Annotated in this window: 17 protein-coding genes; 11 read left to right on the top strand and 6 right to left on the bottom strand. The window is 34.7% G+C overall.

Features of this window, described 5'->3' with window-relative positions:
• Positions 1 to 133: 133 nt before the first annotated feature.
• The 5 genes from QWZ08_RS10870 (at position 134) to QWZ08_RS10850 (ending at position 3545) form a co-directional block, all read left to right on the top strand.
• Positions 134 to 916, top strand: coding sequence for an MBL fold metallo-hydrolase (locus QWZ08_RS10870; RefSeq protein ID WP_290337433.1), 783 nt, complete (start codon positions 134 to 136; stop codon positions 914 to 916).
• Positions 917 to 1147: 231 nt separating this feature from the next.
• A complete protein-coding gene (locus tag QWZ08_RS10865) occupies positions 1148 to 1558 on the top strand; it encodes a nuclear transport factor 2 family protein (protein WP_290337432.1) in 411 nt (136 codons plus the stop codon).
• A 16-nt stretch (positions 1559 to 1574) separates the two neighbouring features.
• The gene (locus QWZ08_RS10860; RefSeq protein ID WP_290337431.1) at positions 1575 to 1802 is read left to right on the top strand and encodes a hypothetical protein; all 228 of its coding nucleotides are present in this window, start codon (positions 1575 to 1577) and stop codon (positions 1800 to 1802) included.
• Between the two features lie 110 nt (positions 1803 to 1912).
• Entirely contained in the window at positions 1913 to 2725 is an 813-nt protein-coding gene (locus QWZ08_RS10855) for an SDR family oxidoreductase (RefSeq protein WP_290337430.1), read from the top strand.
• A gap of 193 nt (positions 2726 to 2918) precedes the next feature.
• Complete coding sequence (locus QWZ08_RS10850; RefSeq protein ID WP_290337429.1) at positions 2919 to 3545, top strand: pyridoxamine 5'-phosphate oxidase family protein; 627 nt, start codon at positions 2919 to 2921, stop codon at positions 3543 to 3545.
• Positions 3546 to 3634: 89 nt separating this feature from the next.
• Here QWZ08_RS10850 and QWZ08_RS10845 read toward each other — a convergent pair whose 3' ends face one another.
• From QWZ08_RS10845 to QWZ08_RS10830, 4 genes are all read right to left on the bottom strand, one after another.
• Positions 3635 to 4021, bottom strand: a complete 387-nt coding sequence (locus QWZ08_RS10845) for a DUF302 domain-containing protein (protein ID WP_290337428.1) — start codon at positions 4019 to 4021, stop codon at positions 3635 to 3637.
• A gap of 173 nt (positions 4022 to 4194) precedes the next feature.
• Positions 4195 to 4689 carry a zinc-binding dehydrogenase gene (locus QWZ08_RS10840; protein ID WP_290337967.1) on the bottom strand — a complete coding sequence of 165 codons (495 nt, stop codon included), beginning with the start codon at positions 4687 to 4689 and terminating at the stop codon, positions 4195 to 4197.
• Positions 4686 to 5177, bottom strand: coding sequence for an NADP-dependent oxidoreductase (locus QWZ08_RS10835; protein ID WP_290337427.1), 492 nt, complete (start codon positions 5175 to 5177; stop codon positions 4686 to 4688). Before QWZ08_RS10835 ends, QWZ08_RS10840 begins: the two co-directional genes overlap by 4 nt.
• 252 nt (positions 5178 to 5429) lie before the next feature.
• The gene (locus QWZ08_RS10830) at positions 5430 to 5858 is read right to left on the bottom strand and encodes an organic hydroperoxide resistance protein (RefSeq protein ID WP_290337426.1); all 429 of its coding nucleotides are present in this window, start codon (positions 5856 to 5858) and stop codon (positions 5430 to 5432) included.
• Between the two features lie 274 nt (positions 5859 to 6132).
• Between QWZ08_RS10830 and QWZ08_RS10825 the strand changes: the two genes are divergently transcribed.
• A complete protein-coding gene (locus QWZ08_RS10825) occupies positions 6133 to 6972 on the top strand; it encodes an SDR family oxidoreductase (protein WP_290337425.1) in 840 nt (279 codons plus the stop codon).
• A gap of 54 nt (positions 6973 to 7026) precedes the next feature.
• On the opposite strand, the gene QWZ08_RS10820 is transcribed toward QWZ08_RS10825, so the two are convergent.
• On the bottom strand, positions 7027 to 7332 hold the full coding sequence (locus QWZ08_RS10820) for a hypothetical protein (RefSeq protein ID WP_290337424.1): 306 nt from the start codon (positions 7330 to 7332) through the stop codon (positions 7027 to 7029).
• Positions 7333 to 7371: 39 nt separating this feature from the next.
• A complete protein-coding gene (locus QWZ08_RS10815; RefSeq protein WP_290337966.1) occupies positions 7372 to 7872 on the bottom strand; it encodes a DsbA family protein in 501 nt (166 codons plus the stop codon).
• A 781-nt stretch (positions 7873 to 8653) separates the two neighbouring features.
• Here QWZ08_RS10815 and QWZ08_RS10810 point away from each other — a divergent pair.
• The 5 genes from QWZ08_RS10810 to QWZ08_RS10790 all read left to right on the top strand — a co-directional run bounded on the left by QWZ08_RS10810 (position 8654) and on the right by QWZ08_RS10790 (position 12016).
• Positions 8654 to 9508, top strand: coding sequence for a helix-turn-helix domain-containing protein (locus QWZ08_RS10810; RefSeq protein ID WP_290337423.1), 855 nt, complete (start codon positions 8654 to 8656; stop codon positions 9506 to 9508).
• Positions 9509 to 9596: 88 nt separating this feature from the next.
• Positions 9597 to 10496 (top strand): oxidoreductase, encoded by a 900-nt coding sequence (locus QWZ08_RS10805; RefSeq protein WP_290337422.1) that lies wholly within the window; start codon positions 9597 to 9599, stop codon positions 10494 to 10496.
• Between the two features lie 117 nt (positions 10497 to 10613).
• On the top strand, positions 10614 to 10922 hold the full coding sequence (locus tag QWZ08_RS10800) for a GNAT family N-acetyltransferase (protein WP_290337421.1): 309 nt from the start codon (positions 10614 to 10616) through the stop codon (positions 10920 to 10922).
• Between the two features lie 171 nt (positions 10923 to 11093).
• Positions 11094 to 11288 (top strand): hypothetical protein, encoded by a 195-nt coding sequence (locus QWZ08_RS10795; RefSeq protein ID WP_290337420.1) that lies wholly within the window; start codon positions 11094 to 11096, stop codon positions 11286 to 11288.
• 275 nt (positions 11289 to 11563) lie between these two features.
• Complete coding sequence (locus QWZ08_RS10790; RefSeq protein ID WP_290337419.1) at positions 11564 to 12016, top strand: nucleoside deaminase; 453 nt, start codon at positions 11564 to 11566, stop codon at positions 12014 to 12016.
• Positions 12017 to 12110: the final 94 nt, after the last annotated feature.

Raw genomic sequence — 12110 nt, 5'->3', positions numbered from 1 at the left:
AAGAACAAAAGCAGATAAAAAAATGATAGTGAGGTATAATGGTGAAAAGCCCCAATTTGATTGCAGCGCTTTGTTGCAACAAGGGGCTTTTTTACTATTTGATTATTTGGAAAAAAATTTAAATTAAAACACAATGAAAAAATATTTCTTTAATGTAATTTATATTGGAGGGCCTACAGCTATATTGGAAATAGGGGGGCTTCGTTTTATGACAGATCCATCACTTGATCCTGCAGGTGGAATATATCATTCAGGTGTGTTGGTACATGAAAAAATAATGGGGCCGGCTAATGTGGATATTGGAAAGATTGACATAGTGCTTTTAAGCCATGATCAGCATTTTGATAATTTAGATAATGCAGGGAGGGAGCTATTACAAAGTGTGCCGAAAACCTACACCACTAAGGTTGGAGCACAACGCCTTAAAGGGACGGCTATTGGTTTGCATCCGTGGCAAACTGATACCGTTACTACACCAGATGGTACTGAAATCGTAATAACAGCAACGCCTGCACGGCACGGTCCTGCGGGGATAGAGGGTTTACAGGGTGACGTAACGGGATTTGTATTGACTGTAAAAAGTGATCCGCAACTGGAAATTTATATTACCGGCGATACTACTTATTATGAAGGTGTTGCAGAAGTAGCCAAACGTTTTCATCCTCAGTATGTTTTTATATTTGCAGGAGCCGCCCAGGTAAGGGGACCATTTAATGTAACCATGAGTACCAATGATGCGATGGATACGGCGCTTGCCTTTCCGGATGCTACTATCATTCCTTTGCATTATGAAGGATGGAAACATTATACACAAAATGAAAAAGACATAAAAATTTCTTACCAGGTTTTAGGTATTGACAAACGGTTGAAAATATTGGAAGGCGGTATAACTACAAACCTGGAAATGACGAATTAAATTAGCTGAACAAAGAATAAAAAACGTCGACAATTTTTTTGTTTGTACAGAGAACAACCCATCGCTACCATCGTTGTTGTCGTTATCTTGTATTGCATAGGGACGTAGATATTTAATTACATTGTACATTAAATGTGTTTTCTTTTTATTAAAATAAATATTGGTAATTTTTTCTAGTGCAATGTGTTTTCATCCGTTTCTATTATTTTTTTTAAAATTAAAATTAAGCCAATGGAACAAAAACTTCCACTTCCACCATTCACTGCAGATACGGCAAAGCAAAAAATTCAAATGGCAGAAGATTCCTGGAACAGTAAAGATCCTGTAAGGGTTTCAAAAAGTTATACTGTTAACAGCGAATGGAGAAACCGAAATATTTTTTTAAAAGGACGGGAAGCAATTGTTACCTTTCTAACAGAAAAATGGAAAAAGGAATTAGACTATAAACTGGTTAAGGAATATTGGGCACATACTGATAACAGAATTGCTGTGCGATTTGAATATGAATATCATAATGCTGACGGCGAATGGTTCAGGGCTTATGGTAATGAGAACTGGGAGTTTGATGAAAACGGATTAATGCAGAAACGTTTTGCAAGTATCAATGATTTAGCCATTAAAGAATCGGAAAGGAAATTGTAATCTTAAAAATTAATTTATGAAAAGCACTTTAGACAATGTCCCTTTTTTAAAATCTGAGTCGCACACAATAAATGAAAAATTAAATGATACCAACGGTTCTGAAAAGGAGAAAGTTGTGTTACCTGATGAGTCTGGAGATACCTTGTGGGATGAGGTTTTAAATCAGGATAAAAAAAATCTACCTGCAAAAGAAACTGAAAAAAATGAACGCAGGCCTGATGATATAGACGATCCAATAAAATAGGAAAATATTACATTGTTGAATTGTAGCTATTACATTTTTAAATTGTTTATGGTGTTGCTTTTTTTAAAGCCATATAATTAGTTTTATCAAATAATAAATAAGTAATCAATATGACTAAGGTAATTTTTATTACAGGTGCTTCAACAGGTTTGGGCAGAGCAACGGCAAAACTATTTGCCGATAAAGGTTGGAAAGTTATCGCTACCATGCGAAACCCGGAAAAAGAAACCGAGCTTACACTTATAGATAATATTGTGTTGCTGCCTTTGGATGTAACCAATGTCGATCAAATAAAAACAACAACGCAAAAAGCAATTTCATTAGCAAATATTGACGTTGTTTTTAACAATGCAGGTTACGGACTTGCAGGGCCATTTGAAGGCGCAACAGAAGAACAAATTGTAAAGGAAATAGACACCAATTTATTGGGTGTTATGAGGGTAACCCAGGCATTTATCCCGTATTTTAGAGAAAAGAAAGGAGGTTTATTTATCACCACAACTTCTGTAGGAGGATTACTAGCTTTACCTTTTAATTCTGTTTATCACGCCACAAAATGGGCATTAGAAGGTTGGAGCGAAAGTTTAGCTTTTGAACTAAAACAATTTGGCATTGGAATTAAAACGGTTTCGCCGGGAGGTATAAGAACAGATTTTGTAAGTCGTTCACTGGTATTAACGCAACACCCGGCTTATGATCAACAAATGACGCAGGTAATGGCAAAGTTTATGGAACCGGAAAGAGCCCAAAGCTACTCCAGTGCAGAACAAATTGCTGATGTTGTTTATGAAGCGGCGACCGATGGAAAAACTAAGCTACGATATCTGGCAGGAGCTGATGCACAAGCAATGTATGCAAGGCGTTTGGAAATTGGTGCAGAAGAATCAAGCAAAGAGATTGAACAATTGTTTTATGGAAGCTAAAACCAACAGTCTTAAGAAAAATATTTTTTATTAAAAGTAACGATGAAATAGATGCATAAATTAAAGGAGGATTATGTATCGGAGTAACAATAATACGAATGCGACTTTTTTTAATCTTAACTATCCTTAAAACTTCAATAAAATAATAAGTCAATTATTTAGCTTTAAAGGTTTGCAATTTGAAATTATTTGTATGGCTAAAAATTATCCTGAAATAGCATTCACTTCACCTGTAAAAGAATTTCAGGAAAAGTTGGGCAGCAGAACCAATTATGCAAGGATGGAAATAGATACTTATGTTGATGGACTAACAGAAAATGAAATTGAATTTATTGCCAGGCGGGATAGTTTTTATATGGCGAGTTTTGGCGAAAACGAATTCCCTTATATACAGCACAGGGGAGGACCAAAAGGATTTTTAAAAGTATTGGATTCAAAGCGAATAGGGTGTATGGATTTTCGTGGTAATATGCAATATATTTCTGTTGGCAATATCGCTACCAACAATAATGTTTCGCTGATAATGGTTGATTATCCAGCGGGGGCCAGGTTGAAAATATATGCCAAAGCCACTATTATAGAACTCAAAGATGATCCTGAATTATACCAGTTGCTTGATTTGTATGAATATAAATTCAGACCTGAAAGGATGATGCTATTTGATATTCAGGCTTACGACTGGAACTGTCCACAGCATATAATACAACGCTATACTTTAGAAGATATTGAAGAAGCTTTTGCTGCACAGCGGGATCAGATAACAAAATTAGAAACAGAAATAAAAAGGTTGAAGGCAAAAATTAATGACCAGGTAAAATAGCCATTGGATTTTCAGCCAAATGAAATTTTAAAAAAAATTTCATTACAACTAAAAACTTTTTTATTACACTTTGTACAATATCAAAATACTTATATCCCCAATGCCATTTTAATAATATTATCTAATACTAAAGGTGAATTAGGTATATCGGGTAGCGAATATCTGTCCTTTATATAACCTGATTTATTATATGCCAGCCAAACATCTTTTTTATCATCTTCCCATGCAATCACTTTTAATGGAAGATCGAGGGCCACTAAAGGATTGTCAATCATTAGCAACCCACCGGCTGCAGGATTTCCAAACAGAATAAATTCAAGTGGTAATAAATGCAGACCGCTTTTATTTGCTTCGGCTTGTTGATTAATTCTTACATAGATGGTAGCCCCATGTTGCTGTAGAAATGACTGTAATTTGTCGATAGTTTCTTTTACACCAAATTTACTCTTATGAATAGTAACCCCTTTAGCTTCCATTGTATTTAAATGTGTTAATGGTGAAAATTTGAAAAAACAGCAAGCTATTATCTGGTATGAAAAGTGACGCCTGCTATACTTATGATCAAATAACATACTCCAAGTTTTGAATTTTAATTGAATGAAAATATATAATCAGTCAATGAACTCTTCTCCCATAATGTTAGCGGTAATTATTTTACATTAATAACTATTTTCCCTTTGGCCCTGCCTGTATGCTGGAAAATTAAAGCTTCGATTGCTTCACCAAATTTGAAGACTTTGTTCACCACCGGTTTTATCTTACCTTGTTCTATTAGTTGTTTAATAAGTGTTAGATGTTTTCCATTAGGTTGCATCATTGTAAATTTGTAAACTGCTTTTTTATTTGTGATCGCCATAACTAAATCTTCTGGCATGTTGTAGTTTGAGTTTCCAAATGCTGTGGCAGTTTCTTCATCAAATGGCCCTACTATACTTGTAACTTTTCCAACTTCTTTTATAACATCAAATGACTCAACTGTATAATTCTTACCTAAAGTGTCAAAAACAATATCAATATTTTCAACGATGTCCTTGTAATTTTCCGTTTTATAATCAATTACCCTGTCTGCACCAAGAGCCTTTACCCAATTTACATTGTCGGTGCTTGTTGTGGTATAAACATACGCTCCTTTTGACTTTGCTATTGAATAGCAAAAGTGCCAACACCTCCCGAACCTGCATGAATTAAAACCCTGTCTCCTTCTTTTATGCTAACTTTTTCTAAAGACTGCAAAGTAGTAAGCCCTACTAAAGGAATTCCAGCTGCTTTTTCGTAAGTAACGTTATTGGGCATGTGAGCAACCACAGCACTATCAACGGCAATAAACTCAGCAAAACTTCCAGGACGGTTGCCAGGTACTCTTGAAAATACTTTATCTCCAATTTCAAAATCCATTACATTATTTCCCTTTTTTACAACGATACCGCTAACATCAAAACCAATTGGAGCAGGAAATTGTAGCGGATTAATATTTTTTAGAAATCCTGCAATAATTAAATGATCTATTGGATTAGTTGCCGCAGCAAATATTTCAATCAAAATATCATTTGCTAACAATTCAGGCATTTCAACGTCCTGAAAATCCAGGGAATTTATTATTTCTCCATATTGTATAATTTTTAGTGCTTTCATTGATTTTCATTTTAGATTAATACTAAAGACAGCATCAAACCCACTTCAATTGGTTGTGAAGATATTCGCCACGCTATTTCGTTATCCATTGATATGCCAGGTTATGGTTTTACTCTCTGTTTCTTGCCCAAAGGCGAAGTTCGCGGGCCGCTCAATAATGACAGTTAACGAATAACTTTTCCTAATTCAATTCGGTTTATTATATTCCATAAGCTTTTAGCGAAAAATGCAAAATATGACGGAGGCATTAACCTAGTAATCATTAGTGGTTGCTGATAACTGAATATTAACATTGCCTCTTGTGGCATTAGAGTAAGCACAAACCTGGTGTGCTTTTTCCATTAGCGATGTAGCTACTTCCTTTGTAACACCCGGAATATTAGCTGTTAAAATTACTGTAAGTCCATAACGTTTGGCATCAGTTTTACCGATACTGACGGCTGCAGTAACTGAGGTATTTCTTGCTTTGATTTTTTCTTCATGTATAACCTTGTTTAATGCATTATCGAAACATGCTGAAAAACCTGCAGCAAATAATTGCTCAGGGTTGGTGAAGTCATCGTTAGCACCCCCTAATGCTTTTGGATAGCGCACTTCTAATTCAAGTACACCATTTGTACTTTTTATTTGCCCGTTTCTGCCACCGGCTGCTGTTACAGTAGCCGTATATAATGGTTCCATAATTTATTTATGTTTATGCATGAAAAAATTTAAACAAAATTATCTTATTGAAAAAAATATCCAATGTATATGTACTGGCAACCGGTGTATATAATCAGTTCTTAAAAAGATATTAATGCTGAGCATTTTGAAATGTATACAAAGACTAAATCGCTGCTTTAAAGCATTTTAATAATTACTATTTTAAATGGATTTAGTAATCAAAAAAAATGATTGGTTCTGCCAAACCCGGATTAAATAAAATTGTCACTTTTGATGTTTGTTAAAATGCAGTATGAATAAAACGATTTTAATTACCGGATCATCATCAGGAATAGGAAAGGCAACTGCTAAAATGTTTTCGGTTAAAGGCTGGAATGTAATTGCAACGATGCGTCAACCAAAAAAGGAAACAGAGTTAACAAAATTTGACAATGTTTTTGTTACTGAACTGGATGTACAAGACCCGGAAACCATCGCAGCGGCCGTCGTGAGCGGCATTGATAGATTTGGGAAAATTGATGTTGTAGTAAATAATGCCGGGTATGGAGAATTTGGATTGTTTGAGGCAGCAAGTTTTGAAGAAGTTATTATACAGTTTGATGTAAATGTTTTTGGAGTGATGAATACCATACGTACCATCCTTCCTCATTTCCGGGAAAATAAAAATGGTATGATCATAAATATCAGTTCCGGTGCCGGACGTTTTACCCTACCATTAATTTCGTTGTATGCGGCTTCTAAATTTGCGTTAGAAGGGTTTTCAGAAGCGCTGTCATTTGAATTGGCTGCTTTAAACATTGGAGTAAAAATTATTGAACCAGGTGGAACCGCTACCAATTTCAGCAAGGTGAGCAACGAAAAAGCCGCCAATAAAATATTGCTTGATGATTATGGCAATTTTGTTACGGCTGCAGGCAGACTATTTGAAAGTATGAGCGCTATGCAATTGGCTACTGCCGAAGAAGTAGCTGCTGTAATTTACGAAGCTGCTACTGACGGAACAAATACATTGCGCTATGTAGTAGGAAATGAAGATTTTAAAACACGCCTAACATCAAGAATAACCATGCCTGATCAGGATTACATTGAGTCGGTTAAAGATGGGTACTTAAAATTTATGGGAGTAGGTTAATTCCATTTAATTGAATACTCCAATACAACTTTGTAAGACCTTTTTCGAAAAAAATTAAGCCTGGTCTTCTTCCAGATTTTCATGGTTATCTCCCCCAAGACTATAATAATTATTTTCTTCGTCCTCTTCGCCAATATTTTCCATTTCATTGTCAAGTTCTGTTCCCGGAATATCAAGATCTTGTGCCAGGCTGCCTTCGTCCATTGCAATGTTGTCATTGCCCGGATCGTCTTCATCAATAAATTTTTCTTCCTTAGCCTTATTATAAATGTCTTTATTTGAAGCGTAAATATTTTCTGTATAGGGCGTATTATTTTTGTCGCCGTTTTTGGTTTTATTTTTTAATTTTTTTGCCATCATAATTTTTTTAGCGGTTGCAAATAAATTTTATTTTTAAAGTTAATACCGAAAGTCCAGCACTTCTAATAAGTCTTCATAATTATAACTCCCTTTATACCTTTTGCCATTTATAAAGAATGCAGGAGTTCCGTTAACACCGCTCTTCTCGCCGCTATCTATATCAGCTTCCACTTTATCAATCACTTTGTAGGAGTGAACATCCTTAATAAGCTTGTTGATATCTGCTCCGGCCTTTCTTGTATATTCCAATATCTTCATGGGGCATACGCTATGCTGGTTCTCAAAAATAAAATCGTGTAGCATCCAGAATTTTCCCTGCAAACCTGCTGCTTCTGCTATGTGGGCAGTGGATATTGCAGTTGGGTGTATTTCGGTTAACGGAAAATTTCTGAATACAAAGAGCATCCGGTTTCCAAAATATTGCTGTAATTTTTTTATATTCTGATGAGCCAAACTACAATGAGAACATTCGTAATCTCCATATTCTACTAAGATTAATTGTGCGAATGTATTTCCACAAGTCCTGTCATTTTCATTTATTTTCCTCGTTAAGATCGTTTGTGCAAGAAAGTTTAAAGGTGAAATAGCTGAATAAATTTTGGGGGCGTAAATAATTTAATTACATCACATTTAAATGTAGTTTGCTTAAATAAAAAATATTCTTTATAAACCATGATATAGTTGAAGGTTTTGTAAAAATGTACAACTATTAATTGTGTTGTAGCTTTTATAATGAATTAACTCTTCATACCTCTGTATAATAATATTTACGGACGATGCTTTCATTGAAATCAGTTGAACTGATAAAAAACGAACAGATACTGTGCATTAGTCCCATATTCAGCTGTTACCGGCAAATTATAAAATGGTATGATTTTAAAATATGGCTGACTCACGGAATTTGTTGTATAAATCGACTCGGCTTTTCTTTCAAATAAAATTTTATAAGATTGATTAAGGCCTCAATATGAATTATACATTTACATTGAAAGTAAAAGAGAAATGACGTATTTAATCAAAAAAAATGGATTAATACGATTGCAGAAAATTATTTATAATAACGAATTTTGTTAGTTGTTTTGCTGAATATTAGTAATGGCTGCAATTAAGCGTAAAGTAGTTGGCAATGGGGTTGTTATAGTAAAAATAAATTGCTCAAAGGCTGGGCGTATTAAATGGTGATAATCAGTTTGGGTTCTTACTGGCCCAATGAAAGCTGGTGAGTTATCTACAACTTTTGCAGTTTTGATTCAGGTATAAAAGAATGAAGAAAATTTACTTTCAATAAGGGGCTATTTATACAATTTAAAATTGAGTTGTGGTGAAAAAAATATCCCATGCCCGGTCATACAATTTCAAAATTTTAAAAGTTAATTCTGAAGAGCATAAAAATATTGCTTATAACCGGAGGGATTATTATAAGATTTCTTTTATAATAACCGGCAGTTGTAAATTGAGTTTTGATGATAATGCAATTTCAGTAAAGGGACCGTGCCTTATGTTTTTTGGTCCTTTACTGTCTTATACATGGCAACCAGCATCTTCGGAATATGCCGGTTATGATTGTCTTTTTACAAAAGATTTTTTGTCTGGTCAGATGCAGCAGTATAATTTATTAAAGTCACCCCTTTTCAGGGTTGGAGGAATGCCGGCTTTTAAAGTACCTGCTTCTGAATTTAAAGATTTGAAATATCTTTTTAAAAAAATGCTGGAAGAGTATCATGATACCTACCGGAATAAGAACGATTTGATGTGCAGTTATGTAAATATTATACTGCATATGGGGACAAAGATGCTTGATGAAAAGAAGCTGGAGTTAAATTATAACGCAGCAGAAAGGATTACAGAGGATTTTTTTAATTTATTACACAGGCAATTTCCGCTTGCAGACAGTACCGATAAAATATTATTGAAAACGCCTTCGGATTTTGCAAAAAGTATGCACTTACACGTAAATCATCTTAACCAGGTATTGAAATCAGCAACCGGAAGAAATACCAACTGGCATTTGCAACAGCAAATTATGAATGAAGCTAAATTACTTTTAAAACATACTGATTGGCCAGTGGCATCCGTAGGTTATTCTCTTGGGTTTGAACATCCTTCTTACTTTAATAATTATTTTAAAAGACACACCGGCAACACGCCTTTATCTTACCGGCGGAGATATATTTGAAATACTAAATTTTTTCTTTGATTATCTAAATTTAATTTTTTTAATAAAGGTGACTTTTGCAAAAAAATTATTAATCAAAATTCTATTTATGTGGACCAAAAAAGATATTGGTAGCCAGGCGGGGAAAATAGTTATTGTAACGGGAGCAAACTCCGGAATTGGTTTTGAAACAGCGCTTGCATTGTACAAAGCAGGAGCAATAGTTATTATAGCCGCCAGAGATTTGGAAAAAGCAAATACTGCAATCGCTAAAATGAAAAAAAGAAGCAGCTATGGGCAGTTAAAGGCCGCTATGCTTGATTTGTCAAAAAAGGAATCAGTTAATAATTTTGTAAATGAGTTTAATGAAAACTATAGCACGCTAAATATCCTGATTAATAATGCCGGAGTAATGGTTCCTCCGCCATCAAAAACTGAAGCAGGGTATGAATTGCAATTTGGAGTCAATTTCGCTGGACATTTTCTTCTTACTGCTTATTTGTACCCGTTACTAAAAGCTACGCCAAATTCAAGAGTTGTTACAGTTACCAGCCTGGCCTATCTCAGTGGGCAGATTGATTTTGAAAATCTTAAGATGGAGAAAGGGTATGACCCGGCAAGGGAGTATGCCCAAAGTAAACTTGCCAATTTATTATTCACTATAGAATTGCAACGCCGAATAGATGAATCCGGCGATAGTGTTCTGTCACTGGCTTCTCATCCCGGCGTTACAAATACTAATCTATCCCGCCACATGAGTAAGGAACAATACAATGCGGCAATTGATATGCTGGGTGTTTTGATGCCTACCGCACAGGGGGCTTTATCAACATTATTCGCAGCAGTTTCATCCTGTGTGCAAAAGGGCTCTCTTTATGGGCCTGATGGGGAGAGGGGCCTTAGTGGTTATCCTGCTTATACAATTATCAATGAACTTGCCAATAATGCTGTATTGGCAAAAAAGCTTTGGGATAAGGCAGAAGAAATTATCGGCAAAAAATTTCTTTAAATTTTTACCTGATAATTTAAATAATTTATTTTTAGACCAAACAAATCTGAACCTTAGAATCAAATAATCATTGGGCATTAGAGATAACTTTATTTGAAAAGTAAAAATGGTTGTTTTATGGAAGAAGATATTAATGTTACAAATAATAAGGAACAAAAGCGTTTTGAAGTAGACTTAGAAGGTGAGGTTGCGTTTATTGAATACAAGTTTTATAAAGGAGATATTGCATTTATGCACTCTCTTGTTCCAGAAAGTTTCAGGGGAAAAGGAGTGGGAACAACGTTAGCCCGTGCGGCCCTTGAATACGCAAATTCAGAAAAATTAAAAGTTATGCTTTACTGTCCATTCGTTTCAAAATTTGTAAAAGAGCATGAAGAATACCAACATTTAGTTGATGTGAATTTTAATCCTTCATTTAAAAAATAAAATTTCCTAGCCATAGAAAACGAACCATCAAAACAGAAAGAAATTCATCCCTGGAAGTGGTATGTTCCGGCAAAAAGCAACACATTAATTATTGGTACATTTCCCCCTGTGAAAAGAAATTGGTCATATCATTTCTTTTATCCCAATAAACAAAATCTATTTTGGCCGGTGATGTCAACACTGGTAAATAAAGAATTGAAATATCTATCAGGTGAAGCTGCAGTTGATGAGAGAAAACAAATCCTGGAATTATTAAAAGTAGGTATTACTGATATGGGATTCGAAATTGAAAGGAAAGGTAATAATTCGTTGGATGAAAGTCTTACTGCAGTTAAGTACATGGATATTTTTAAAATTTTAAAGTAAAACCGCTCAATAAACAAAATAATTTTTACAAGCAGTAGCGGCGCTGTAAGCGCATCCCGATGGTTTGTGGACTACCTTATTGGTAAGAATATATATCTTAAATTTCCAAAGGGGCTAAAGCCATTGAAAAGTCAATTTCAATTTGAAGAACGGATAATTCAACTGTTGATTCTTTATTCTCCATCAAGGAGAGCCGCTAATAGGGTATCATTTGAAAAGCTGGTAGAGATGTATGCCAATGAAATAAAGCCACTTTGAAAAATAACTTTTAATTAATGATAAATAAAGAAAATAGCGGTCACGAATTTTATATGGCCAAATGTATTGAACTTGCAAAAGTTGCAAAGATCCGTGGAGATAGTCCAGTAGGATCATTGATAGTTCGAAATGAAAAAATTATTGGCGAAGGGATAGAGGGAGGGAAATTCCACAAAGACATTACTTTTCATGCAGAAATTGAAGCAATCAGACAAGCAGGTAAAAATACTGGTATATCCGATTTTTCTGATTGTATTTTATATACTACCCACGAGCCTTGCATTATGTGTTCTTACATTATAAGGCATCATAAAGTTGGCAAAATAATAGTAGGGATTACAACCGGTGAATTTGGTGGATACAGTTCAAAATATCCGTTGTTATTAGACACAAGCATAGACAAATGGGGGAGTGCGCCAGTAATTGTTCAGGGCGTTTTAGGGAAAGAATGCAGAGAGCTTCATAAATAAAAACGGAAGTTTATCAGTTTAAAGGAAATTGTTAAATCGTAGTTTATTGTCGGAGAAAGTTTATTAAAAGCCAACAATTTTAATTTGCATATTT

The organism is Ferruginibacter paludis (assembly GCF_030409685.1).
Lineage (GTDB): Bacteria > Bacteroidota > Bacteroidia > Chitinophagales > Chitinophagaceae > Ferruginibacter > Ferruginibacter paludis.
This window is presented reverse-complemented; position numbering and strand designations above follow the sequence as displayed.